The sequence below is a fragment of the Idiomarina sp. OXR-189 genome (genome assembly GCF_034373425.1).
Lineage (GTDB): Bacteria > Pseudomonadota > Gammaproteobacteria > Enterobacterales > Alteromonadaceae > Idiomarina > Idiomarina zobellii.
Map to the genome: position 1 here is coordinate 181,248 of NZ_CP139706.1, position 25,020 is coordinate 206,267.

Below are 25,020 nucleotides of genomic sequence, written 5' to 3' on the forward strand. Positions count from 1 at the left end.
TCTGCCTCAAAAGTTATAATTGGTCTGTAACCAGAAAGTGCGACCCGGTTCGTTTACTTTATCAATTTGCTCATACCCTGAAATGCTGGATGCTGAACGGCTCAAATGTTCAGCATAGGTTTTATCGAGTATATTATCGACGCCCAGACTTATCTGCCACTGTGGATCAACTTCCCAGTCAATATTTGCAGAAAGAACACCAAAACCCGCGCTTTTCTCTAAGTCGTAACCAATAACATTCCCTTGGTTCGGTGCAACACGGTCTTGCTCTTTAACCAAACGCCACAACACAGAGTAGGTGAACTCCCTAAGCCGGTAATCACTGGCCAACCGCAGCTCATCAGCCGGTTGTTGGGGCAGGTAGCTGTCGTCCGTTGTATTGGTACCACGAACAATGGCAATGGCGGCGGAGACCGACCAGGGATCGGTTATTTGGTAACGGGAGGTCAACTCGCCACCCCAGCTGCGGGCGTCGATATTGCGCACCATTTCAGGTTGCATCATCATGCCCTTCTCCAGCAGGATAAAGTCATCCACTTCGCTGAAAAATAGCGAGCTTTCCAGGGTGAGTTTTTCGGCCTTCCAGTTCAGTCCGATATCCCACTGTTGATTGGTTTCAGCGTTCGTATTAAACGCCGACAGAGAGCTTGGTGAGCGGCGGTTGTTTCCTATAACTTCCCAGTAGTCTGGGAAACGCTCGGCTTGCCCCCAGCCGGCATACCAGTAGCCGTTGTCGAACTTTCTTTCAACACGCACAAAGGCGCTGTGTAAGTTGTCGCTGCGAATTTCATTGGCGGTTGGGTTGGGCTGTGCCGGGGAGCCCATGACCATTAACATGGCTCGCTTGTCAGTTATCGACCAATGATCAAGCCTGAAACCTGTCACTACCTTCCAAGCAGCGTCAATGGCGTAGCCGTACTCTGCATAAAAGGCGTCCTGGCTGAATTCGGCATCGTCGATGCGAGGCAGGTTTTGATAAGGCATGTTCAGCTGATTGCGGCTAATGCGGTCGCGATGCTCCGATTCGTGATGTTCAACGCCGACTTTTAGCCCACTACTGGCCGTTAGTGACCATTCAGACGTTACTTTTGCGCCACGTGAATGACGGTCTGGATTACGGGCGGTGGGGTTAGGCATCATCATGGACGGAGTGAAGTCACGTAATGAGTAGTTATCCATAACGTGGTCTATAGAGTTAAAGTAAGTATTTACTGACAATTCTTTCAAATGGCTGCCTTCGGGTTGCCAGTTGTAATCAAGAGACATGCTCTCCCGCTTAAATAACACACCGTCCATGCTGCGGTCTGCGTAAGCTGCCTCGCCGTCGCTGGCGCCAAACTTAAGCATAAGGCGCTGGTTATCTGAAGGAGTCCAGGCAAGGTCAACGTCACCACTCCAACGTTCATACTGGCTGTTAATTTCACGGTCAGAGCCATCCTGGTAGTCATCGGCAGTGGCGGCGGTTGCGTTTAAGCGCACAAACCCCGCCGCAGAGCCCCACGTCATATCAGCCGAACCGTTAACGCGCCCGAAGCTGGCGGTGGTACCGTTGAGAAACCCCGAGAACTCGTGGTCATCAAACCGGGTGATGTCTCTTTCAAAATGAATAGAAGCGGCAGAGCCTGAGTAAAGAACGGTCTGTGGGCCTTTAATCACAGTCACGCTGTCGTAGCTCTGAGGTGTAATGTAGGCTGTTGGCGGATCCATGCGGCTGCTACAGCCTCCTAACAACATTTGGTCATCGGTCACGATAGCCAGGCGCCCAGCGCCCATACCTCTGAACAAAGGGTCTGACGACGCGCCTCCTTTACGGGTTGAACTGAACCCCGCCAGGCTCTTCAAAAAGTCTCCCGCGTCATGTGCGGGCAGTGGCTGGCGCGGTTTCTTCGCGTCAACCACCCACTCACTGGGAGCCTGCATTGACTCGCCAATAATGATAATGCGCTCATCGACAGTGGTTTGCTGAGCCAAAACGGGCGAGGGTATTGCTAATGCTAAAACTAACGGAGTAAATGACTTCATACGACACAATCTCTAGCAAGATAATGTCGCTATTATCATGAAATTTAAGGCAAAGCGGGATGCGACAAAAGGTAGCATCCCCAAAGAGATATCACTTAAGAGACGGGCAGAACTTGCTCTTCAGTAACTTCATGAAGGCTTCGGTATCCGGATCTTTAATTGAATAGAAAACGGTTTGAGATTCTTTTCGAATAGTGACCAGCTCTTGTTCCCGAAGTACCGCTAAGTGCTGTGAAAAAGCAGACGCACTTAAATCAAAATGTTGGTGTAATTCACCCACACTTTGTTCTCCTAATGCCAGGCGGCATAAGATTTGTAAACGATGGGGGTTGCCCAGCGAGCGCAGAAAGCTTGCCGCGTTCTGCGCTTCTTCCTGAAGCATCTCTTGTGATTCAGTTGCACTCATGGTGTCTTTATTTCCTGCTTTTTCTAACTCGCGTTCGGTTTTAAGTCCAAAGGCCTTTTTCATCACCATACTGGCCGGGCAAAAGCCGGTAAACGATTGCTGGAATAAGTTAGCACCAACAAACACTGTTAGCCACATCCAGTTTGGGTGAACCCAGTAAGTTAAGGCTACAGACAACAATACCATAAAGCCGGCAAATGCGGTTAAAGCTCTTTCTACGCTCATCGTAAAACTCCTTCAGTTTCTCGCATTAAAAGGCGTATCTCATACGCAGATACGCATTGTTATTCTCCGTAAACTGACCGAAAAAGGTATTCGGAGTCTCGCGGAAGAACAGGTTAAAGCCACCGCTGAACGACCAGTTGTCGTCAATGCGGTAGTCAAAGGTCGGGCGTAAGTAGCCGTCGTTTTGATTCGGCGATACAAAAGCAAATAGTGATAGATTCAGGTCATCACGCTCGTCGCGCCAGGTTAAGCGGGTGGTGAGTACGGTGCGTGTTTGGGTGTCGCCTTTCTCAATGTAGGCTTGAAAGCCGCCGGTAAATCGTGTCCACAGCTCTTGCTCATAGCCAACCAGTGCACGCCAGTGGTCTGCTGCGTTGTGACGGTTGTAATTGGCCACCTCGGTGTTAACCAGGCCTGGGCCAAAGGTCATTCGCACTGACGCCCCAACCACAGTTAAACGGCCAAAGGTAGGCTGAAAGTTTTCAGTAACGGCTTCGGGGCTTTTGGTGAAGCCGTCGTAACCATAAACAGCGTATTCCACACCATCGTAATTACGGAACAGGCGCACTGCGTACTCGTCGCGCGTAGGCTCTATAAACTGAATAGATGGGTCATCACCGGTTAATTGCCCGGTGAGTGGGTTAAAATAGGAGAGGCGCTCACCGCGAATGTAGTTATCGTGATCAAACTCCGGTGACCAGACAAAGTCGATATTAAACCAGTCGAAATAGCTGGTAATTCGCAATGCATCAGAAGGTGCTTTTAAGTACTCCTGGTCACGCCCGACAAAGAAGGACTGCCAGTCTTTCGGGAACAGGTCGTTCAGAAATAGGTAGTCGCCGGTGCCCCAGGTGAGTACCTGACGGCCAACTTTTATATCGGTATTATCGAAAACCGTGAACTGGGCATTCAGCTCGCGAATTTGGCCATGCCAGGTTTCATCGAAACCGTCGTACCAGCCGTCGGCTTTTGCTGTCCAGGTAATGTCCTGCCAGCGCTCGTCAAAACCGAGCTGAAGTCGAGGTTCGGCAATAGACAAACGCTTGTGATAGGGGGAGGATTCAAACCGTCCGCCTATTGCCGCCTCAACGAAACCATAGACATTAATACTCTGGTCTTGTTCCGTTCCCCAGTCACTGTCCCATTGCTCATCGCCCCAGGAGTCTTGCGCTGACGCGGCCTGAGCCAAAGTGAAAAGAACGGTAAAGAGGGAAAAAGCACGATAGATCATAACTAATCTCTCAGTTGCAGCCATTCTGCCGGCGGGTTACGCAGGCTACGCTCGCTGAAAATGCTGTCAGGCAAACCGATGTTGTACTTCATAAAGCGAAACTGCATTTCAGTTTGTCCGCCATTAGTTAAGTCAGACATGCGTGAATGAGTTACGGTTGGGTAGCCCTGTACCGTTTCCACTTTCAGGACTTCCATTTTTCGGTAGGCCTCGCCGCTGTCGTTATAGAAAGTGCTTTCTATCGGCAGCATGTGCTCTTTATCAATAACGACTTCGTAGTAGCTGAACTCGACGTTGTCAGGGTGTTTCGGCGTACCTTTTAGTACGTAACTGTCTTCATTTTCAGAAATAAGCTCGTAGTTATCCAGCGCTGTATTGCGGCCGGAAACGTCTTCATAAAAAAAGTGTGACCCCACAAAAGAGGTGCGCTTATCGCCGGCAGATATGCGTTTCACCAAATCGAGATCAGGTAAATACAACCAACGGTCATCGTCGTCGTTGACTTGTTTGACCACACGGAACACCGTGTCGCGCACGTCGGCAGGGCGTGAGAAAAATATCATCATGTCTTGTACGCCGCCGTCCTGCTGGTCTTTACGCAAAATGGTGAATTGGCGCATTTGTTGGCGGCCCTGATTATCGGTAATGATCATGCGCGCGGCACTGCGACCGTCATCGCCCGAGTAATAGGCGTTTAACTCGGCTTGTTCGACAATGTCACGAGCGCTTTTTTCAGCGCTAATAGCCTGGCTACTAACAAATAAAACGGCGGTGGATAACGCGGTTAAAAATAAAGCTTTCATGATTGACCTCCACGGAATATCAGGCGGCTAAAGGCAGTCATTACCGCCGGGAGCATAATAAGTGTCACTATGGCGGATATCGCCATAATGCTGGCCAGGAATACACCCACTGTAATGTAGGGCACTAACGGTGCGAACAGCAGTGGCGTAAAACCAATGGCAATGACAATGGCATTGTGGGAAATGGCACGCGCGGGCTCGTCAAACATAACCGCCAGCGTGTCTTGCCAGTTACCGGTTTGCTTGAAGGTAGCGCGGGTGCGTTCAATGAAGTGAATGGCAAAGTCCACCGACAGCCCAAGTGTCAGCGACGACAACACCGCAATAGGCATGTCGTAGTCTTTACCGACCCAGCCAATAAGGCCATAAATAAAGGCAATGGTTAGACTTAGTGGTAGCATAGCCAACACACCGAAGACCACCGAGCGGAACAGCAGTACCATCATAATAAACACCACCACAAAGGCGCTGATTAAGCTGTCCAGCATGCCCTCGACCATGGCTTCCTGCCATACCACGTTCAGGTAAGCTTTACCGGCCCAGTCTATTTCAATGTTGGCGGGCAGTGGGTTGTCCTGAATGTAGCTATCGACAGCGTTGACGACTTTAGTTACGTGCTGGTTGTCACCACTGGTCAGCTGCAGCCACATTAAGCTGCGTTTGTAGTCCGGTGTAACAAAGTGCCAGAGGTCCTGCGGACGGTGCGATGACTGGTATTGCAACAGGGTTTGCGCAACACCGTTGGCATTGTCCGGCAGCTCGTAGTCTTTCTCTTCGCCCGAGCGTAACTCGCGGTTCACCGTCTTAACCACGTCGGACAGACTGTTTGACTTGCCCACTAAGCCTGTTGTTTGCAGATACGCTTGCATCTCGCTCATGTAAGCCAGTAACTCTGGGCTTTGGAACGCCTTGCTGGCGCTATTCAGTTGCTCGAGCTCAGTCATTAAGCGCTCTAACGGCTCTAATTGGTCAGAACCGACGCTGAAGAGCAGATCATCAATTGCGATAATCCACTGGTTAAAGTTCACTTGCTCTTGCTCTTGCTCTTGCTCAAGCAGAGCGCTTAAAGCATCGCGCGACTCTGCTGACAATGCGTCGTTATTCAGAGCGTTACGAACTGCTGAGCGAGCTTTTTCGGTCGCATCCAAGGAGTTTTCAAAAACAACGTAAGCGTTGTATGTACCAGCAAAGTGATCGTTTAATACTTCGTCAGCAATACGCACCTCGTGGTCAGGTTTAAACCAACGTACCGGGTTATCGTTAATGTTGATTTGCTGAATACCGAACCAGGCAAAGGCTAATACGGCCAGGAAAAAGGCTATCCATAGCTTCGCATGACGAGCGGCAACAGCGCCGACTTTTTGTAGCCAGCCGTCTTTATGTTCTTCATGAGTCGCCTGCGTAAAGCCTTCCAGCGTTGATGGTTTTAGTGCGCACACATAGGCAGGCACGAAAATAACGGTGATTAAGAATGCCAAAAGAATACCGGAACCAACGAAAGCGCCGAACACTTGTACCGGTGGAATCGGCGTTAGCATTAACGAGTAAAAGCCAATGGCCGATGTAACTGAGGTAAACAGCATGGGGGTAAATAAGTGCCCCAACACATCTTTTATCGTATCTTTCGCGTTTCCTTTTTCACGGTATCGGTCTGAGAACTCAGACATAATATGCACCGAGTCGACTACCGCAATCGGCATTAGGAAAATGGCTATCATTGACGACATAATGTGTACGGTAAAGCCAAACGCAATGAGCGCACCCATGGTGATGAGTACGGTCGACATCGCGACTATCATGGCAGCGCTTATGAAGCGGACATTACGAAAAAAGAACCAAAGCAATGCGAAAATAACCGCGGCCGCTAGCGGTGCAGAAATGCCCATTTGCACAAACATTTCAAAGCCGAACTGGTCTTCAGCTACCGGCAAGCCGGTAATATGCCAGTCGTCGCCGCTCTCTAAGGTACTGATTTTGTCACGCAGTTGCTCCGCCAGCGCATAGCTCTCGTCTTTACTTTCAATAGGCACATAAATAGCGGCGGCTTTGTTATCGCCAGAGACAATGGTGTTATAAAGCAGTGGCAGGTCTTCAACTTGCTGCTGAATGTAGCGAGCTTCGGCGTTATTTTCCGGAGGTTGCTTCATCATCCATTCAAAGCGAATGGTGCCGGGGCCTTCCTGAGTAATATTGTCAACGTTAGCCAGCGACATCAGGTCGTCACTAACCACCCCGTCCAAAGACTCGGCGTAACTCGACACGGTATGCAGGTCGGTTAATGTCTGTTGATTATAAACACTGTTCTCATTCACTACGCCAACGACAATCATGTCATGCATAGCGAAGGTTTCTTTAACCTCATTATGGAAAACCCGCTGCGGATTGTTGTCCGGTAGCATGTTCTCAGGATCGGTATCAATGGTAATTGAGGGGATAAAAGCAGCAACGCCAAGCGTGATCAGCGTCAATAACCAAAACACGCTTCTGCGGTACCCTGTCGCCAATTTTATAATGACATCGATCATATTATTTCCGTATTTGCTAATTTAGATAAATACGAAATATAGTCGATCTTTTTCATTTTGTCATCTATTTTGGTTAAAAAACTATCAGAGTAATTGCTATGACAACACCTCATATTGCTGCACAACCAGGCGCTTTTGCCGAACTTTGTCTTTTCCCTGGCGATCCGTTACGCGCTAAGCACATTGCCGACACACACTTGAGTGATGCGGTACTCATTAGTGATACACGCAACATGCTGGCGTTTACCGGCAGTTATCGCGGCGTGCCTGTGTCGGTGATGGGGTCGGGAATGGGTATGCCGTCCTGCATGTTGTATGCACAGGAGTTGTTTCAGCATTATGGCGTTCAGCAGCTGATTCGGGTGGGTAGCTGTGGCTCTGTAGCAACACAGTTAACGCTTGGCGATATTGTCGTGGCTCAGGGCGCTTGTACTGACTCTGCTATGAATCGCCATACTTTTGGTGACTACGATTTTGCGCCTATTGCTGATTACAGCTTGCTGAGTCGCTTTGTTAACCAGTGCGAAACAAACCATCAGCGCATTGCCGTGGGTAATGTGTTCTCTACCGACAGTTTTTATCACCCGGATAAAAAGCTGAACCAAAAAGCCGAAGCAATGGGGGCCTTGGCTTTAGATATGGAAGCGGCAGCCTTATATGCCGCTGCTGCGGTTCACAAACGTCAGGCGTTGGCAGTTATGACCGTGTCAGACGAGCTGCAAACCGGGCGAGGTCTGTCAGCGCTGGAACGTCAAACCGCTTTTAACGACATGACCGAAATGGTCTTAGAAAGTACGGTCATTTACTAAGTCGACAGAATTTTTTTGACAGAGATCAACTAACTGTTACCTATTAAGTTATAACCCTATATTTCATGTGACTAATGCCGATGATTAGGCACAATAGCGAGTTTGTCGCTCAATGTATTCACATGAAGTGGAGTGGTTATGAAGTGGTTGGATAGGCTAACGCGACCGATTCAAAAGTTGTTTAATGTGCTGAGCTTTCGCCGGAAGTTCAGCCTTATTGGTTTTCTGTTATTTTTACCGGTTATCGTGTTAAGCGCACTGACTGTTAGCGATTCCCTTAATAAGAGCGGCGCGCTGGAGCAGAAACAGCAGGTAGCAACATACTGGCCCGAGTTTAAAGGCTTATTTGAGCATATTGCGAAGCATCGGGGCATGACTGGAACGCCGGAGCAACGCCGCTCATTTTCAACGGACATTCAGCGTTCGGCTCAGCGAGTTGACCAACACCTAATGGCGTTAGCGGACTTAGCCAGCCGTAATGACAACCTTTCTGAAAACCGTGTCAGTGCATTTAAACGCAGTTGGCAGCAGTTGAAAGGATCTACCGGCCAGTTTGACTCACATTCGCAGCTTATTGCACAGCTGCACCAAGCGTTAAAACAACTTAGTACCGATGCAAAACTGTTACTGGAAGATGACTTGGTCAGCCTGCAGTTGGCGCGCTTAAGCACAGAGTCATTGCCGCAGCTGGTGGAGCTAAGTGGTCAGCTACGTGGTTTAGGTGCCCAATGGCTTAACAGCGCAAACTCGTCCTCTCAGCAGCAAGTTATGACCCTAAGTTACGTACTTGAAAGTGAAGTTGAGCAATTCGTGCAGGCCGTTGAGACGCTCACCGACAACAGCAACAACGAAACCCTAATGAGCCATGCTAAGGCGGCTGAGCAGCAGTTATCAATGTTCAGTGACTCTGCCGCCGAGCACTTAGCGCAGCGCACCATGCCGGCTGACGACTTTTTCCGTGAAGGGTCGGCAGCCATAGGCACCTTGCTGGGCTTTTACGACGCTATTATCCCAGTGTATCAGCAACGCCTTGACGCACGCCTGGCGGAATTGGACAGCGTTATCTGGAAAAATATTATTCTGCTGGCGCTGGTGTTGTTGCTGCAACTGCTGTTGTTCACGAGTTTGTATTTAGGCATTTATCGGGCCATAGCGGCTAACATCAACATGGCCAAACAATTGGCCAACGGTGACTTGAACAGCCTGGGCGTTGCCGAGGGTAAAGATGAACTGTCTAAAATTACCGACTATCTGAATTCCGTTGCCATAGAAACCAGCTACTCGGTTGATGCCATTCGTAAGTCCAGCGACGGTATGGATCACCTGGGTGACGGCAACTACCAGGCGATAAAAGCCCTAGCGGAGCGAGCGAAAGAACAGGCGGCGCAAATGCAAAGCGCGGCGGCAGCGGTAGAGCAAATGACTGCCGCCATTAGCGAAGTGTCCGAGTCGACACAACGAGCGGCCACCGAGGCCGACAATACCATGACCTCTGCGCAAAACGGTCAGCAGGTGGTCAATACTATGGTTGAGGCTATTCAGCGACTTGAGCAGGAAGTGTCTGAGTCTCAGCAGGTCATAAAAACCTTATCGGAAGACAGCCAGGCCATTTCGAAAATTCTTCTGACTATTAACGATATTGCCGACCAGACCAACTTGTTAGCACTGAACGCGGCTATTGAGGCGGCGCGTGCCGGCGAGTCGGGCAGAGGCTTTGCAGTGGTTGCCGATGAAGTTCGCCAACTGGCGCAGCGCGTGCAGGCATCGACGGGTGAAATTCAGAGCGTTATTGGGCGTTTGGAAACCAATACGGAGAACGCCGTTCATACCATGGAGCGGAACAAAGCGCTGGCTGGAGAAAACGTTGAGCACGCCAATAAAGCGTCGATGTCATTGACCGACATTGTCGAAAACGTGGGGGTGATTAACGACCTGAATACGCAAATTGCTTCTGCGGCCGAAGAGCAGTCCGCCGTCACCATGAACATTCAGGAAAACGTTAACTCGCTGTCAGAAAGCGCGAAAGTTATTGATGAGCGCTCTCAGGAGGCGTTGGAAAGCTCCGCGCAATTAACCACCCTGGGCGGCGAAATTAAGTCGCTGGGTGACCGGTACTACATTGAAAATGCAGTTATTGAAAAACGCCTACAAGAGCAGGATGTGCTCATCGAATGGTCGTCAAAGCTCGATGTAGGTATTGAAGAGATTAACCGTCAGCATCAGCGCTTAATTTATATTGCTAACGAGCTGTATCGACTGAAGTTGCGTGACGGCGACCAGCACGCCCTGCAACGCTTGGTGGACTCGCTAATAAACTACACCGCCACGCACTTTAATTATGAAGAGCTGCTCATGGAGCGAAACGGCTACCCGGACTTAGAAAACCACAAAGTGAAGCACAAAGAGTTGGTGCAGGATGTAATGCGCTTTAAACACCGCGTCGATAACCATGAAGACGTGATTGATGAGCTGTTGGACTTTGTGAAAGCGTGGCTAATGAACCATATTATGAAAAGCGATATGGCGTACAAAAGCCACTTAAACGGCAAAGGCATTCACTAACTTTTATAGGAACTTACAGCCCCAGGCTAATTACTGGGGATGCGTTTTTAAAATGCTGGAATGTCGGTTTGAGCCCGACCGAGAATTAATGCGTGAATGTCGTGGGTACCTTCGTAGGTATTTACAGCCTCTAAGTTCATGACATGACGAATAACATGATACTCGTCGGCAATACCGTTACCGCCGTGCATGTCGCGAGACTGGCGAGCAATATCCAGTGCTTTACCACAGCTGTTGCGCTTAATCAGTGAAATGGCAGTTGGGTTTAAGGTGCCGTTATCGAGCTCACGGCCGGCTTGCAGACAGCCCAATAGACCTAAGCTAATTTCCGTTTGCATGTCCGCCAGTTTTTTCTGTATTAACTGGTTTGCTGCCAGTGGGCGGCCAAATTGACTGCGTTCTAACGTGTATTGACGTGCAGCGTGCCAGCAGAACTCCGCGGCACCCAGCGAACCCCAGGCAATGCCGTAACGCGCTTTGTTGAGACAGCTAAACGGACCTTTCAAGCCTTTCACTTCCGGGAAAATATGGTCTTCAGAGACTTCAACACCATCCATAACAATTTCGCCGGTAATAGACGCACGAAGTGAGAATTTCCCGTCAATTTTAGGAGCGCTCAGACCTTTCATGCCTTTTTCCAGCACAAAACCGCGAATGTCTCCGTCCAGCTTTGCCCACACCACAAATACGTCTGCGATAGGCGAGTTAGTTATCCACATTTTCGAGCCGGACAGCACATAACCGTTGTCGGTGCGCTTCGCGACCGTGCGCATACTAGCAGGATCCGAGCCAGAGTCAGGCTCGGTTAAGCCAAAGCAGCCGACCCATTCGCCGCTGGCGAGTTTTGGCAAATACTTTTTACGCTGTGCTTCAGTACCAAAGGTATAAATAGGGTGCATGACTAAGGAAGACTGCACACTCATGGCACTGCGGTAGCCGCTGTCAACGCGCTCAATTTCGCGGGCAATAAGGCCGTAGCTAACGTGGTTAACACCGCTGCCGCCGTATTCTTCCGGTAACGTTGAGCCCAGCAGGCCCATCTCACCCAGCTCGCTCATTATGGCGCGATCAAAATTTTCGTTACGGTTGGCTTCCAGCACTCGTGGCATCAACTTTTCTTGTGCGTACTGATGCGCGCTTTCCTGAATCATTTTTTCTTCATCAGTGAGTGCGTTTTGCCAGTTGAGTGGATCGGACCAGTTAAACCCAGCGGATGACATGTAACCTCCTGCTTAGCGCTTAAGCGACGCGACGCTCCAATGCGCTTAAATCATTAATTGTTAAAATGGACTGTTTGGTTTGAATGAGCTCTTGCTCTTTCAATGCAGTAAATATACGGCTGACCGTTTCAACTGCCAAACCCAGATAGTTGGCAATGTCGGTACGTGTCATGGGCAGTCGGAATTCACTGCGAGACAGACCATGTTGCTGCATGTGCGTGCTTATTGAAAGTAAAAACGACACCACTTTTTGCTCGGCGCTGGTGTTCACAATGTTTAAGTAATGCTTGCTGTTATTACCCAGGCGCCGGCTCATTAGACGCATCAGGTTACCTTCTACTTTAGGAAGCTCTTGCGCAAATAGCTTGCCCAGCTTAATTTCGCACAGCATGGAGGTTTCCAGTGTTTCGCAATAAGTGCTGGCGTTGCCATTGGCAAGAGACTCAAGCCCGACAATGTCACCCACCATGTGGAAACTGGTAATTTGCTGCTTGCCATTGCTGTCTATGGTGTAGCACTTCACTGAGCCGCTTTTTATCGCAAAAACCGAGTTCAGTGCTTCGCCTTCGCTAAACACCACGCTGCGCTTATTGTATAAGTGCGGTTCACGGCTGCTTTTGTCGAGAATCTCGACATCGCTTGGAATAAGTCCCGCAGGTACACAAATAGATTGCATGCTGCATTGATTACATTGAATTGGAGTACGCATAGTCATCTCATCGACTGTATTATTGACCTGGCTCACTATACAAAACCCTCCAATTGATTTATGTACCTCTAAAGAGAGGGGGGACGTACCCCTTTGCTTATAAAATATCGACTGCCTCTACCGGGCAAACCGCATAACAGTTAGGTGTGTCGTAATACCCCTCGCACTCAACACACTTATCCTGATTAATTTCGTAAATGTCGTCGCCCATAGCTATCGCTTCTGTGGGGCATTCGGGTTCGCACATATCGCAGTTAATGCAACCGTCGTTTATCTTAATCATGCCGCTTTCCTCGCAATGCTTTCTTTGACCAGGAAACAGTAGGGGATGTCTTTTTCATCAATGGCGACCGGTGTGTTTAGCACCACTGTGTAGCCAGAGCCGGGCGCGCGAATCATGGCTTCGTCTCGTGTTGAAGTCATATCCGCCAGTTGAAAGCGATGATTCCCTTTCGGTGTCATTAGCAGAAGCTCATCGCCAATGGCAAAACCATTTTTTACCGCCACCTGATAGCGCCCGTCGCCGTGCGCATCACAAAGCTGGCCAACCAGTAAGTGTTGACCTTCGCTGTGTGAGCGTTCGTAATTTTGTAAGTCTTGCGGTGTATGACGTTGCAAAAAGCCCGCCGTGAACCCGCGGTTTGCCATACCTTCTAAGTCATTGAGCAACGCCGGGTTAAAAGGCTTACCGGCAACCGCATCATCAATGGCCTGACGATAAACCTGGGCGGTCCGGGCAATGTAATAGTCGGACTTAGTACGGCCTTCAATTTTCAGCGAATGAACGCCCATTTTCACCAGATCGTTAACGTACTCAACGGCGCGCAAGTCTTTTGAATTCATGATGTAAGAGCCGTGCTGGTCTTCATCGAGCAGCATTAAGTCTTGTGGTTTTTTAGGATCGCCAAGTAGCACTGGGTCGTACTGACCAACGGCATTTTCTTTGGCTTCGTGCACTTCATAACCCCAGCGGCAGGCATTGGTGCAGGCGCCTTGGTTCGGGTCGCGTTTGTTCATGTAACCCGACAGCAGACAGCGGCCGGAATACGCCATGCAAAGGGCGCCGTGTACGAACACCTCGACTTCAATATCGGGCACCTGTTGGCGCATTTCGGCAATTTCTTTCAAACCCAGTTCGCGTGACAGAATGACCCGCTCAATGCCTTGTTTCTGCCAGAACTTAAGCGCCGCCCAGTTAATGGTGTTGGCCTGAACGGACAAGTGCAGCGGCTGCTCGGGGAAGTGCTCCTGCAGCAACATCACCACACCGGGGTCCGATACAATTAACGCATCGGGCTGCATGTCGACAATAGTGCGCATGTGTTCGACAAAGCGCGTTAACTTTGTATTGTGCGGAGCGATGTTTACGACCACATAGAAACGTTTACCGCGCTGGTGGGCTTCCTCAATGCAGTCGCCTAAATTGTCCAGCGTGAAAGAGTTGTTTCGTACACGTAGACTGTAACGTGGCTCGCCGGCATAAACGGCATCCGCACCATAAGCAAAAGCCATGCGCATCGCTTCCGGGCTACCGGCGGGGCAAAGCAGTTCGGGACGGAAATGAGCGGCTGACGCAGACATAAAACACCTGTATGACCAAAGTGGCGGCAAAGATTAGCAAATTTCACGGGCGCTCAATTTGATGCAAATCAAAACCTATGGTTGGGGGAACCATAGCTATTACGTTTTCTTATTGGTCTTGTTGGTTTACCATCCAGACTGCAGCTTCGACACGAGAACGCAACCCGAGCTTTTTCAGTAAGTGCTTAACGTGTACCTTTACTGTACCCTCTGAAATATCCAACTCTCGAGCTATCATTTTGTTGCTCATGCCTTGAGCGATCAGGCTTAAAATTTCGTATTCGCGATTAGTCAACGAGCTTAGTTGTGAATTTATTGATTTTGGCTGGCGTAAAGCGGTGGCTAAAATTTCAGTAATGGCCTCACTTAGTACCATTTTCCCTGTCACTGCACGGTGTATTTGTTCAAGTAAGAGCTCTGGTTCCATGTCTTTTAACAAATAGCCGTCGGCTCCATTAGTAATGGCTGCTACTACGTCATCGTCTGCATCGCTAACCGTCAATATAATAATACGAGAGCTAACGCCTTTGTCGCGCAGTGTTTTGAGTGTTTGAATACCATCCATACCTTGCATGTTTAAATCGAGAACAATCAGATCAGGATCATATTCTTCGGCGAGCTTTAATGCATCGGCGCCGCTGCTTGCCTCAGCGACAACTCTCATGTCGTCTTCCATCGCAATCAGTTGCTTAAGGCCCTTACGTAACAGTGGGTGGTCGTCCACCAACATGATACTCGCCGCTTCGGTTGCCATTGTTTTCTCCCTAAATAACAAACTGTGGGTAGTTTGACATAGGTCGTGTGTAAATTCATTGCTAACACTCCGACTTGCCGATTTTGAACCAAAAACTACCTAAAAAATCTTGTTGCCTACCTCACAATAACCCGCCAACTAACTAATGATGCAAGTTGCGCATTTGTCGGGCACAGGTCAAAGTTTCACTATGATTCAAAACCCTACATTAGCCAATAGCGACCTGTATATGCAAAGTTCAATTTGTCACTGGATCCGTCACAGCTCATCTGTGGTATTGCAGTATTTTGTACAACATGACCTTTGGCAGTTTCATCGGTTTTGCCATGGTGTTTGTCGACTTTGTTGTCTTCTACTTAGCAGGTGTCATGCTCAATGGCTGAATGTACCTGCGTAAACATGCACAGTTTTATAATCCGTAGAGTCAGTAAATAAGTTGAGGTTTGACACGGGTCGTGTTTTATTTAAGTGGTTTAGCACTACTTTTTTATAAGGTCGCTCGTCATGAAAATAGATCGCTCCTTCAAAAAGCTATCGAAAGCACTGCCGTTCATGTTGGCGTACGTGGATAACCAACGTCGGTATAAATATGTGAATCAAGCTTACGAGCGTTTCTTTGGTGTCAAATTAAAAGAGCTTAAGGGCAAAACAATCGCCGAAATTGTCGGGCATAGTAGTTACGAGAAAATATCGCAGTTGCATGACAAAGTCCTTCAGGGAGAAGAGTTAAGCTTTGTCGATAAAGTCGTTTTGAACGATGGCAGAACGTTGCAGCTTGACGTTAAATATGTTCCTAACTTCGAGGGAGCAGAAAAAACAGTCAATGGCTTCTTTGCGGTTATCAATGATATTACCGATTATGCAAGCGCTGCAGAAGTACTGCGAGCGGTACATGATGTCGTTAATAGACAATCTAAAACGCTCTCCACTGACCGTATTAATAAGTTATTGCGGTTAGGCTGTCACTATCTCAACGCTCAAACGGGTATTGTGAGTTTTGTCGACGGAGACGACTACATCGTAAAATACGCGTACTCGGAAGGCGACCCTATTCCACAGGACACAAAGTTTGAATTAGGTGAGACTTATTGCTCGGTCACCCTCGCGGCTAACGAGGTGATTGCTACCGCTCACGCTTCCGACAGTGAAGAGTACTCAGGGCACCCTTGCTTTGATAAATTCAAACTTGAGACGTATTTAGGCCTTCCCGTAAGAATTAACGGTAAGGTTTGGGGAACGCTCAATTTTACCAGTCCTGAAACTCGCACAACGCCTTTCACAGAATTAGATATTGAGTTAGTCGGCCTAATTTGCTCTGCTATTGAAACCATCATTATTAACTCTTCAAAAACCAAAAGGCTTGAAAAGCTCGCCTACACCGACTTTTTAACCGGGTTGACCAATCGACTTTTTATTACGGAGCGCTTTGCTGAACTGCAAGCTCATAAAACGTCAGCAAATAATGTCTCTTGCTTTGCAATTATCGACATCGATCACTTCAAAAGCGTTAATGACACTTATGGCCACGACGCAGGCGATAAAGTTTTGCAGCAAACCGCTCGAACAATTGCTGAGTTGGTGAGGGTGAGTGATTGCTGTTCAAGAGTCGGGGGAGAAGAGTTTGCGATTATATTGGAAGATATCCCGCTTAAAACGGCAGCTGATGTATTAGAAAAGGTTCGAACATCAGTAGAGGATATGATTGTGGATATTGTAAATGAGCCAAATGTCTCAATTACCGCATCGATTGGTGTTACCCAGTTGACGGAAGAAGACGAATTTAATAGTGCCTACAAAAGGGCGGATATAGCGTTATATCGCAGTAAAGAAGGAGGACGAAACCAAGTCCAGTGGCATGAAGGGGGTGAGTGATGCGAGTAGTTGTTAAACCGAAGAGGTCACAACAGCCAAGGTCATAGCTAGTTACACTTTTCCATTGCTCGTATGCTGGCAGCAGGTAAAATTGCCTCCATCACTTACTTAATTAGTTAATGAAATGATTTTTAAAGTTATTTTGGCTTTCTCACTGCTTTTAATCTCCTCGGTGAGCTTCGGGAAAACATCACCGCAACAGGCAGAGCCTATTCGAGTTGTTACCTTAGGAACCTTTCATTTTAACTTCCCTAACCTCGATGTTGTGAAGGTTAAAGATGACAGCAAAATTGATGTTTTATCGAACAAGTATCAAAGACAACTTGAAGTTATCGCGCAGCAGTTAAAAACTTTTAACCCAACACATATCGTTGTCGAGCATAAGGCTGAAAAGCAAAATGAGCTGTCTGATAGTTACAAAAACTACTTATCTAATAAACCAACACAGACTGACCAACTCCCACGCAGTGAGGTTTATCAACTTGGGTTTCGGCTCGCGGAAAAGCTAGGGCATAAAACATTGTTCGCTGTAGATACTTGGGGAAAAAGGTATCCCCAAGTCGACAAAGTGCTTAACGATGAAGTTAAAGTAGCTGAGTTCGGTAAGTATTATAAAAATAATCCAGATAACGCAATGCGTTACGATACCGGAAATCCAGTGTATAAGTCACAAAGTATTACGGCGGAGTTATTACGTATAAACAATGAAAAACACATCAAAAAATCGCTTGGTAACTATTTGATTGGTCACTTTAAGTTTGAAAATGAAGAAAATGAAGAAAATGAGTACTTTGGCGCTGACTTTGAGACCGGTCGTTGGTTTAATAGAAATCTAAGGATCTTTAGAAATATTCAACGAGTTCCAACCCAGCCTGGAGATAGGATCTTAGTCATCTTCGGTTCAGGACATATGAATCTTCTGAACTTATTTTTTGATGCGTCGCCTGAGTATAAGAGAGAGCCTTTAGAAAAGTATTTGAGCATCTCCAAATAATAAGGATTAGTCTTTTATGCTGGCAAACTGGGTACCAGCATCACTGTTCGGTACCCGAACTTTCTAAAGGTTCGCCTTCTTCACCCTGCAGCCTGGCCTAGGGCGCATTTTGGGGTTACGAAAGCCATGGGGCCTAAATGTTTAGCGATCTAATGCTTGGAGCTAAAATGCTAACTCTCCCCGCAACTTACACTCTCCATAGATAAGCGATAAACCTTATGAGACCCATCAGTGGTACCTTTCGATATCAAAGCTACGCTGTTGTCGCCTCGCTTTATATCAAAAACTTTAAGCCAACGTGTTTTTCCTACCTTGATTAACTCGTATCGGTTAAAGGGGAGTGGGCATTTTAAATACACATGGTGATAAGCCGTTCCCATAGCACCGGGGTCAGCGGTGTATACGTAAAATGAATCTTGACCCGCGCTCTGTTCATAGTGGATGTAATCCTTCGGAGCTATTATTCCAAAGAATAAATTCCCCAATAGGAGCATAGGAATTTGAACCCATGAAAGTAAATAAAAAACACTGAAGAATGTGATTTTTAATACTTTTGAATGGAAAGCCTCAGCAATTATGGAACGATTTTTAACCAGCAAATAAAGGCCAGCAACGACGCTCAATAATTTAACTAAGCGAACGATATCCCCGAGTGTATCCATTGCTCTGGGCGATTCGTAATGTAACCCCCAAAGAGTGCCTTCTCCTAAAGTTTCTAGTAGAGGGATGAGAATGCATAATAAAGCGACAACAATGTAACGGTTCCTTTTTAGCACGATAAATTCCTTTTTAATTACCTTGCGAGAGAAAGCTGGAACTCATTTGGACTTTTGTAAAGTACAGTGGTTCCGTCACTTGGTTGGTGATTTCAAAGCAACCTTTTACTGCAACAAATAGTCCGGGGTAAAGGTAAAGAACACCTCGGTGCCACCGCTTTCCATTCGCTGCAGGCGAATGTCGCCGCCGAGGTTACGGCTGCGCTCTTGCATAATTGCCAGGCCGTAGTGGTTAATTTTTTCGGCGTTTTCAGGCAGGCCAATGCCGTTGTCACGAATGTGCAGTTCAACATCTTGTCCGCTGGGCTGTGACAGCGTAATGCTGACTTCGGTGCCTTCGCTGTGGTTTATCGCATTTTGACTGGCTTCGCGAATAATCTGTAGTAGATGAACTTCTTCGTGCGGCGCTAGTGGAATATTGTTCAGGCGATAGTCCAAATTAATGGCTATGTCGCTTTGTTCTGAGAACTGTTTGACTGTGGTTTGCAGCGCGTTGTATAGGCCAGAGCCGTCGACTTTCAGGCGGAAGGTAGTCAGCAGTTCACGCAACTGGCGGTAGGCTGCGTTCAGGCCTTCACGCAGTTCGTTGCTTACGTCGTCTATGGTGTCACGGTCGTCTTTATCGATGGCTTTGTGCAGCCGTGTTACCTGAATTTTTAAGTACGACAATGCCTGCGCTAGCGAGTCATGGAGCTCACGCGCAATAACGGTACGTTCGTGCATCAGTGCCAGACGGCGCACTTGCTCTTCTTCTGACTTGAGACTTTGCGACAAGGCCAGTTGGTCGGCGGTTGAGCTCATAAGCTGTTGCTGCCAAGTCGCCAGTGGTTCTGTTGGGTCACAGCGTACTATTAATACGCCGTAGTTTTGATCTTCCCGTTTTAACACAAAGCGATAGACCATTTTGTCCTCAATAACCGACGCGCCCGGGCCGGCTTTTATGCAGGTAGCGCAGTCGCCAGCTTCACAGGGCTCATGAGAATTTGGGCGTGGCTGCAATTGCAAGAACGGGCGGTTACCTTCCTCGGTCAGCAGACACAGCTCAATGTCTTCAACTTCGCCCACTTCGTAAAGCCTTTCAACAACTTCCTGATAATTGCTGTAATCGTAACCGTATTCGATGATAGAGCGGGCGGTGTCATACAAGAACGACAATACTTTGTTTTTACGCGACAGTTCTTCGGTTTGCTGTTCGACACGACGTTCCAGACCGCCGTAAAAGTAGCTGGCGGTTTCTGACATTTCATTCAGCGTTTGTGCCAGCTGACCAATTTCATCGTTATTATTAAGCTTTGATTTGGCGGTAAAGTCACCGCGACCTAACTGCTTAGAAACAGACATTAAGTGCGTGAGCGGCTCATCAATTTTGCGCTTCAGTACGGTTAATAGAAAAAAGACCACCAGGGCAATAACAAGCGACGCCAGCACTAAAGCAATGCGCACAGTGAGTATTCTTTGTTCTGTCTGAGCCTGCAGAACCTTTATAAGCTCGTTTAGGTCGTCGACGTATGAGTCAATTCGTTGTAGGTCGCTACTAGATAGTTGAGTAAAACCTCTGTTTTGAACTTCCTCAACAATGCTTTGCCATTCCCGATTTATACGAGCTGCGTAATTCTTAATCTCTGCATCGGCCTCTAATGTAAGAGAGCTCAGAGCGGGACTCCCCCAAAGCCGTTGAATCTTTTCTGCGGTCGCCTGAGCTTGTTCTTTTTGGTTACTTATAAACTCGGTGGTGAACTTATGGGTGTTAGTGCGTATGGCGGTAGTAGTATTAATAAGCTTGGTATCTTTCGCTGAACTTTCTAGCAGACAGAAAGCAGATAAAGAGGATGCGCTGGCGGCAACCACAATAATCGCAAGAAATATTCGAAAGACATTGATAATTGACGCATTGCTCAGCATAAATAACCAGCGTTCTGTTACTAACAGTTCAATGATATAGCAACAGTGGGTCTTGAAACAATAATTGGTAAATTTGGTTCGCTTATCTTAGCTGAGGGTTAGCAGTAGCTGATTTTGAGCGTTGAGCCTTAGAATAAGAAGCGGACATTAAAGGTTTTGATTTTGTCAGTACCGGGTCGCCGCTGTTACAGTAGGGCTCAGTACTACTGGATTTTTAATGTATTTAAAGGCACCCTTCGTGGGTGCTTTTTTATTGGTAGTAATCGTTTTTGATTTAAGGAGTCACCATGGAAGCCAGCTTTTGGCATGAACGATGGGAAAATCAGCAAATTGGCTTTCACCGCCCGGAAGCTCACGAGATGCTGCGGCGCTATTTTAAGAAAGTCGCCAAGCCGGGTGCGACGGTATTTGTGCCGCTGTGCGGTAAATCAAACGATATGCTGTGGTTATTAGACAACGGTTACCGGGTGTTCGGTATAGAGCTGAGCGATATTGCGGTACAGCAGTTCTTCAGTGACAACGAGTTAACGCCGACAGTGACGCAAAAAGGTAAGTTTAAGGAGTACGCACTGGATGAACTGGTCATTTGGGTGGGAGACTTTTTTGAGCTAACCGGAGCCGACATGACTGACGTTGACGCTTGGTATGACCGCGCTGCCATGGTGGCGTTACCGCCGGAAATGCGTACCCGCTATGTGAAGCAGTTAAGCGAGCAGTTGCCTGAACGCGCTCAGGGGCTATTGATAACGTTGCAGTATCCTGCCGGTTATCGGGAAGGACCACCGTTTTCTGTCAGTGAAGGCGAAGTGGAATCCGGTTTTGGTCAGCGTTTTAGCATTGAGCAGTTAGAGGCCGACGAAGGTATCGTCAATGGCGAGAAGCCCGAAGATAACCCGGTGACAGAGCAAGTTTACCAACTCACGTAATAGCCAGTGACATAAGGTAGGTAACTTGACATATCTACCTACAAAGAGAAAATTTAACTTCCACTTTTTTAATGCTGTAAAAAAGTGGTTTTGTGGTATTCTCCGTTCGCATTTCAAGTTCAGACTGGCATGATCAAACACTTTTTAACCATTAACCGACAAGGAGAGTTGGTGCAAGTTATGTAGTCCGGCATAGCTTGCGCTCAATAAGCGCCATGACAAAATTACTGCTTACCGTCATTTCCCTGTTATTTTCGGTATCAGTACTGGCAGCAGAGCCCTCTGCTGACCGTATCGATTTAACCTCTTCCACCGTTGGCTACGCCGCCCTGATTATTTTCGCTCTTGCATACATTCTGGTAATGGGCGAAGAAAAACTTCACATGAGAAAGTCCAAGCCGGTGCTGGTCGCCGCCGGTCTTATCTGGATTCTCATTGGCGTTGTTTATACAGGCGAGCATGCTGCTTTAGCCGAGTCGGCGTTTCGCCATAACCTGCTGGAATTTGCTGAGCTGATGCTCTTCTTGCTAGTGGCGATGACCTATATCAATGCGATGGAAGAGCGGCGCCTATTCGACGCCTTGCGTGCCTGGCTTTTGAAAAAAGGCTTCAGCTACCGCAAATTGTTTTGGATAACGGGCATTTTAGCCTTCTTTATTTCGCCTGTTGCCGACAACCTGACAACCGCATTACTGATGTGTGCCGTGGTTATGAAAGTGGCGCAAGATGACAAAAAATTCGTCGCTTTATGCTGTGTCAGTATTGTCATTGCCGCCAACGCAGGTGGCGCGTTCAGTCCCTTTGGTGACATTACCACGCTTATGGTTTGGCAAGCAGGACAGGTTACTTTTACCGAGTTCTTGAGGCTGTTCCTGCCATCAGTAGCGAACTATTTAATACCAGCGCTTGTGATGAGTTTCTTTATTGAAAACAAGAAACCCAGCACACTGCATACAGAAGTTGAATTGAAGCGCGGCGCACTGCGTATTACCTCATTATTTTTACTGACCGTAGCAACCGCCGTTATCTGTCATATTTGGCTGCATTTGCCACCGGTATTGGGCATGATGATGGGTCTGGGCTACTTACAGTTCTTCGGCTACTTCCTGCGTATGACCTTACCAGGCTCACTAGCGCGTAAACGTGCTATGGCCGAGCGAGAAGGCGACCAAAAGCGCCTGGAGCAACTAGGTGGGGTAGTACCTTTTGATGTATTCAGTCGTGTCTCTCGAGCCGAGTGGGATACCTTGCTGTTCTTCTACGGTATTGTACTGTGTGTTGGCGGTTTAGGTTTCATGGGTTATTTGAGCTTGTTGTCGGAGTCATTGTATGGCGGAATGAGCGCCACCCTGGCAAACAGTATTTTAGGTGTAGTGTCAGCAGTTATCGATAACATTCCGGTTATGTTCGCGGTGCTTTCTATGGAGCCCGACATGTCACACGGCCAGTGGTTGCTCATTACTCTAACTGCAGGTACCGGTGGTAGCTTACTCTCCATTGGTTCCGCCGCCGGTGTTGCCTTAATGGGTCAGGCGCGCGGCTACTACACCTTTGCCTCACACCTAAAATGGACACCCGTTATTGCACTAGGCTACATAGCCAGTATATTGCTGCACTTGTGGCTGAACGAAGCAACCTTCAATATTTAGGAGGGGAAAAAGCGTCGACGGGTTGGGTATCTGTTATCAGAGAGTGTGTGGCGCCAAGGATGGCGCCACGCAAGCCCCCCACGGATGGGTTAACGGCGTCTCTCTGGTAACAGATACCCGGCCCGGAGAGAGCGTTTCCCTGCTGTCCGCTAAACCACTTTGGAGTACCTATTCTGGCCGTGGTCCAGATATTCGTCGAAACAAGCACAAATGCTGCGTACCCAAAGGCGGCCTAATTCTGTGACGCGAAGTTTTTTGTCGGAGACGTCGACTAAACCGTCTTCAATAAATGGTTTCAGTAGCGGTATGGCTTCGGCGAAATGTGCCCAGAAATCATCGATATTCCACTGTGATTTAAAGGCTTCTATATCGAGCTCAAAGTGGCAGATGACTTGTGAAATAAGTGCTGCACGCACTTTGTCTTCGTCGGTTAATGCCATGCCTTTAACAATGGGCTTTTGTCCGCTATCTATCATTTTGTAGTAAGCCGGTAGCTCTTTTTCATGCTGCCATAGCACACCGTTAACCTGGCTAATAGAGGACACGCCTAAGCCTAGTAATGCGTCCTGACCGTCTGTGGTGTAACCCTGGAAGTTACGTTGTAAGCGACCTTCGCGTTGGGCAATGGCCAAGCCGTCGTCTTTTTTAGCAAAGTGGTCCATGCCAATAAACTGATAGCCGGCGTCGTTGAGCTGAGTAATGGCTTGTTCGAGCAAGCTCAACTTAACTGACGGCTGTGGAATGGACTCTTCGGGTATTTTCTTCTGACCGGCGAAGCGCTGTGGTAAATGCGCGTAGCTGAATACGGAAATGCGATCGGGATCCATTTCAATGACTTGCTCTATCGACTTCTTAAAGGTTTCCGGGCGCTGGTACGGCAGGCCATAAATTAAGTCGAGGTTAATTGAGTCAAAGCCCAGCTCTTTGCTGAGTTTTAACTGATGTGCAATAAGGTCAACATCCTGCACGCGGTTAATCGCAATTTGTACTTTTCTATCAAAATCTTGTACGCCATAACTAACACGGTTAAAGCCAAGATCGCGCAGGTGATGTAGTTTCTCATCGCTGCAGCTGCGCGGGTCTATCTCAATGCTCACCTCTGGGTTTTCGGCAAAGGTAAAGTGCTGATGAACCAAGTCCATCAGTCGTGTCAGTTGTTCCTCGGTCAAAAAGGTAGGCGTTCCCCCGCCTAAGTGAATTTGACGAATTCTCTTGTCTTTAACTAATGGCTGATACATCGCCATTTCTTGTGCGAGGTAGTCTAGATATTTGTCCGCTTTATGCTGGTGGCGGGTAATAACCTTGTTGCAGCCGCAGTAATAGCAGAGTTTATGGCAAAAAGGTAAGTGCAGGTATAAGCACAGCTCATCGCCGGCCGTCTTCAGTGCATTGGCGATGCGATCTTGAGAAAATTGTTCAGACAACATTAATGCCGTCGGATACGATGTGTATCTGGGGCCATTAATATTGTATTTAGCAATTAATTTTTTGTCCCACTTAATAACTGACATATGAACCTCAAATTCAGACTAACCTCCGTGTATTTTAACACCGAGGCCATTTGTACAGTTCCGAAGCAGGTGACTTAGATCAAAGTTCTTCCTTTTATAAATTTAAGGAGAATCAGTTTTTGTTTTCGGTGGTGACTCTGGTCGACTAACTAACCAACTTCCGACGGTAATTAAAACGAGTCCCACGATTACTTTTAGCCAATTTGCGACTTGAGGAACAAATAGCCAAAGGACTACATAACCACAAGCCATCATGATTAGGGCATAGACTTTAGAGCGTCGTTTAATGACTCGATACTCCCGCCATACCTGAATATCTGGACCGTACTTAGGGTGATTGATTAACCATGACTCGAGCCTTGGCCAACCCTTACTCGCGGCCCACAGCGCAGCAATGAGAAACGGAACAGTCGGCATAACCGGTAACGCAATCCCAATTAACCCCAGCAAAACAAAAAATGCAGCAAGTGATCGCCAAAGTATCTTAATGAATAGCTCTCGGGTCATTACTTCTTTTCCGATTAAATATGCATGTTTAGGGGT

At 47.8% G+C, this 25,020-nt stretch carries 19 protein-coding genes and 2 pseudogenes; 6 read left to right on the plus strand and 15 right to left on the minus strand.

All coding sequences use genetic code 11. From position 1 onward, the window contains the following. Nucleotides 1–6: 6 nt before the first annotated feature. The 6 genes and pseudogenes from UM402_RS00830 to UM402_RS00855 form a co-directional block, all read right to left on the minus strand. On the minus strand, nt 7–2,022 hold the full coding sequence (locus UM402_RS00830; RefSeq protein ID WP_322295375.1) for a TonB-dependent copper receptor: 2,016 nt from the start codon (nt 2,020–2,022) through the stop codon (nt 7–9). 91 nt (nt 2,023–2,113) lie between these two features. Beyond that, nucleotides 2,114–2,428 carry an ArsR/SmtB family transcription factor gene (locus UM402_RS00835; RefSeq protein WP_058576564.1) on the minus strand — a complete coding sequence of 105 codons (315 nt, stop codon included), beginning with the start codon at nt 2,426–2,428 and terminating at the stop codon, nt 2,114–2,116. 18 nt (nt 2,429–2,446) lie between these two features. Further along, a pseudogene (locus UM402_RS00840) lies at nt 2,447–2,653 on the minus strand (DUF2892 domain-containing protein); the annotation flags it as partial. A gap of 25 nt (nt 2,654–2,678) precedes the next feature. Continuing rightward, nucleotides 2,679–3,884, minus strand: coding sequence for a hypothetical protein (locus tag UM402_RS00845; RefSeq protein WP_273268340.1), 1,206 nt, complete (start codon nt 3,882–3,884; stop codon nt 2,679–2,681). Between the two features lie 2 nt (nt 3,885–3,886). Next, nucleotides 3,887–4,687 carry an outer membrane lipoprotein-sorting protein gene (locus UM402_RS00850; RefSeq protein WP_053954283.1) on the minus strand — a complete coding sequence of 267 codons (801 nt, stop codon included), beginning with the start codon at nt 4,685–4,687 and terminating at the stop codon, nt 3,887–3,889. Then, nucleotides 4,684–7,212 carry an efflux RND transporter permease subunit gene (locus UM402_RS00855; RefSeq protein WP_322295376.1) on the minus strand — a complete coding sequence of 843 codons (2,529 nt, stop codon included), beginning with the start codon at nt 7,210–7,212 and terminating at the stop codon, nt 4,684–4,686. The genes UM402_RS00850 and UM402_RS00855 overlap by 4 nt, the downstream gene beginning before the upstream one ends. Nucleotides 7,213–7,310: 98 nt before the next feature. Here UM402_RS00855 and deoD point away from each other — a divergent pair, with 98 nt between their 5' ends. Continuing rightward, nucleotides 7,311–8,021, plus strand: a complete 711-nt coding sequence (gene deoD / locus UM402_RS00860; protein ID WP_322295377.1) for a purine-nucleoside phosphorylase — start codon at nt 7,311–7,313, stop codon at nt 8,019–8,021. 138 nt (nt 8,022–8,159) lie between these two features. After that, nucleotides 8,160–10,583 carry a bacteriohemerythrin gene (locus UM402_RS00865; RefSeq protein ID WP_322295378.1) on the plus strand — a complete coding sequence of 808 codons (2,424 nt, stop codon included), beginning with the start codon at nt 8,160–8,162 and terminating at the stop codon, nt 10,581–10,583. 47 nt (nt 10,584–10,630) lie between these two features. Here UM402_RS00865 and UM402_RS00870 read toward each other — a convergent pair whose 3' ends face one another. From UM402_RS00870 to narL, 5 genes and pseudogenes are all read right to left on the minus strand, one after another. Then, nucleotides 10,631–11,803: an acyl-CoA dehydrogenase gene (locus UM402_RS00870; protein ID WP_322295379.1), complete on the minus strand. Its 1,173-nt coding sequence runs from the start codon at nt 11,801–11,803 to the stop codon at nt 10,631–10,633. A 19-nt stretch (nt 11,804–11,822) separates the two neighbouring features. Continuing rightward, entirely contained in the window at nt 11,823–12,512 is a 690-nt protein-coding gene (locus UM402_RS00875; RefSeq protein WP_286875562.1) for a helix-turn-helix domain-containing protein, read from the minus strand. A gap of 106 nt (nt 12,513–12,618) precedes the next feature. Then, nucleotides 12,619–12,795 (minus strand): annotated as a pseudogene (locus tag UM402_RS00880) (4Fe-4S dicluster domain-containing protein); the annotation flags it as partial. Continuing rightward, a complete protein-coding gene (locus tag UM402_RS00885) occupies nt 12,792–14,093 on the minus strand; it encodes a U32 family peptidase (protein WP_322295380.1) in 1,302 nt (433 codons plus the stop codon). The gene UM402_RS00885 and the pseudogene UM402_RS00880, both read right to left, overlap by 4 nt. 109 nt (nt 14,094–14,202) lie before the next feature. Continuing rightward, nucleotides 14,203–14,847, minus strand: coding sequence for a two-component system response regulator NarL (narL, locus tag UM402_RS00890; RefSeq protein WP_322295381.1), 645 nt, complete (start codon nt 14,845–14,847; stop codon nt 14,203–14,205). A gap of 504 nt (nt 14,848–15,351) precedes the next feature. On the opposite strand from narL, the gene UM402_RS00895 reads away from it, so the two are divergent. Both UM402_RS00895 and UM402_RS00900 read left to right on the plus strand, forming a co-directional pair. Then, on the plus strand, nt 15,352–16,719 hold the full coding sequence (locus tag UM402_RS00895; protein WP_322295382.1) for a diguanylate cyclase: 1,368 nt from the start codon (nt 15,352–15,354) through the stop codon (nt 16,717–16,719). A 124-nt stretch (nt 16,720–16,843) separates the two neighbouring features. Further along, nucleotides 16,844–17,713, plus strand: a complete 870-nt coding sequence (locus tag UM402_RS00900) for a DUF5694 domain-containing protein (RefSeq protein ID WP_322295383.1) — start codon at nt 16,844–16,846, stop codon at nt 17,711–17,713. A 170-nt stretch (nt 17,714–17,883) separates the two neighbouring features. On the opposite strand, the gene UM402_RS00905 is transcribed toward UM402_RS00900, so the two are convergent. Beyond that, a complete protein-coding gene (locus UM402_RS00905) occupies nt 17,884–18,489 on the minus strand; it encodes a hypothetical protein (protein ID WP_322295384.1) in 606 nt (201 codons plus the stop codon). A 105-nt stretch (nt 18,490–18,594) separates the two neighbouring features. Then, complete coding sequence (locus UM402_RS00910; protein ID WP_322295385.1) at nt 18,595–20,391, minus strand: ATP-binding protein; 1,797 nt, start codon at nt 20,389–20,391, stop codon at nt 18,595–18,597. A 287-nt stretch (nt 20,392–20,678) separates the two neighbouring features. Here UM402_RS00910 and tmpT point away from each other — a divergent pair, with 287 nt between their 5' ends. Continuing rightward, nucleotides 20,679–21,317 (plus strand): thiopurine S-methyltransferase, encoded by a 639-nt coding sequence (gene tmpT, locus UM402_RS00915; protein ID WP_058576577.1) that lies wholly within the window; start codon nt 20,679–20,681, stop codon nt 21,315–21,317. Nucleotides 21,318–21,532: 215 nt separating this feature from the next. Further along, complete coding sequence (nhaD, locus tag UM402_RS00920; protein WP_058576676.1) at nt 21,533–22,966, plus strand: sodium:proton antiporter NhaD; 1,434 nt, start codon at nt 21,533–21,535, stop codon at nt 22,964–22,966. Nucleotides 22,967–23,115: 149 nt separating this feature from the next. Here nhaD and hemN read toward each other — a convergent pair whose 3' ends face one another. Continuing rightward, entirely contained in the window at nt 23,116–24,477 is a 1,362-nt protein-coding gene (gene hemN, locus UM402_RS00925; protein WP_058576578.1) for an oxygen-independent coproporphyrinogen III oxidase, read from the minus strand. A 102-nt stretch (nt 24,478–24,579) separates the two neighbouring features. Next, a complete protein-coding gene (locus UM402_RS00930; protein ID WP_322295386.1) occupies nt 24,580–24,984 on the minus strand; it encodes a YbaN family protein in 405 nt (134 codons plus the stop codon). Between the last annotated feature and the right edge of the window lie 36 nt (nt 24,985–25,020).

Excerpts from the sequence above, each read along its gene's own strand:
- UM402_RS00830 (WP_322295375.1), bottom strand. The coding sequence starts at position 2,022 with ATGAAGTCATTTACTCCGTTAGTTTTAGCATTAGCAATACCCTCGCCC.
- UM402_RS00835 (WP_058576564.1), bottom strand. The coding sequence starts at position 2,428 with ATGAGTGCAACTGAATCACAAGAGATGCTTCAGGAAGAAGCGCAGAAC.
- UM402_RS00845 (WP_273268340.1), bottom strand. The coding sequence starts at position 3,884 with ATGATCTATCGTGCTTTTTCCCTCTTTACCGTTCTTTTCACTTTGGCT.
- UM402_RS00850 (WP_053954283.1), bottom strand. The coding sequence starts at position 4,687 with ATGAAAGCTTTATTTTTAACCGCGTTATCCACCGCCGTTTTATTTGTT.
- UM402_RS00855 (WP_322295376.1), bottom strand. The coding sequence starts at position 7,212 with ATGATCGATGTCATTATAAAATTGGCGACAGGGTACCGCAGAAGCGTG.
- deoD (WP_322295377.1), top strand. The coding sequence starts at position 7,311 with ATGACAACACCTCATATTGCTGCACAACCAGGCGCTTTTGCCGAACTT.
- UM402_RS00865 (WP_322295378.1), top strand. The coding sequence starts at position 8,160 with ATGAAGTGGTTGGATAGGCTAACGCGACCGATTCAAAAGTTGTTTAAT.
- UM402_RS00870 (WP_322295379.1), bottom strand. The coding sequence starts at position 11,803 with ATGTCATCCGCTGGGTTTAACTGGTCCGATCCACTCAACTGGCAAAAC.
- UM402_RS00875 (WP_286875562.1), bottom strand. The coding sequence starts at position 12,512 with ATGCGTACTCCAATTCAATGTAATCAATGCAGCATGCAATCTATTTGT.
- UM402_RS00885 (WP_322295380.1), bottom strand. The coding sequence starts at position 14,093 with ATGTCTGCGTCAGCCGCTCATTTCCGTCCCGAACTGCTTTGCCCCGCC.
- narL (WP_322295381.1), bottom strand. The coding sequence starts at position 14,847 with ATGGCAACCGAAGCGGCGAGTATCATGTTGGTGGACGACCACCCACTG.
- UM402_RS00895 (WP_322295382.1), top strand. The coding sequence starts at position 15,352 with ATGAAAATAGATCGCTCCTTCAAAAAGCTATCGAAAGCACTGCCGTTC.
- UM402_RS00900 (WP_322295383.1), top strand. The coding sequence starts at position 16,844 with ATGATTTTTAAAGTTATTTTGGCTTTCTCACTGCTTTTAATCTCCTCG.
- UM402_RS00910 (WP_322295385.1), bottom strand. The coding sequence starts at position 20,391 with ATGCTGAGCAATGCGTCAATTATCAATGTCTTTCGAATATTTCTTGCG.
- tmpT (WP_058576577.1), top strand. The coding sequence starts at position 20,679 with ATGGAAGCCAGCTTTTGGCATGAACGATGGGAAAATCAGCAAATTGGC.
- nhaD (WP_058576676.1), top strand. The coding sequence starts at position 21,533 with ATGACAAAATTACTGCTTACCGTCATTTCCCTGTTATTTTCGGTATCA.
- hemN (WP_058576578.1), bottom strand. The coding sequence starts at position 24,477 with ATGTCAGTTATTAAGTGGGACAAAAAATTAATTGCTAAATACAATATT.
- UM402_RS00930 (WP_322295386.1), bottom strand. The coding sequence starts at position 24,984 with ATGACCCGAGAGCTATTCATTAAGATACTTTGGCGATCACTTGCTGCA.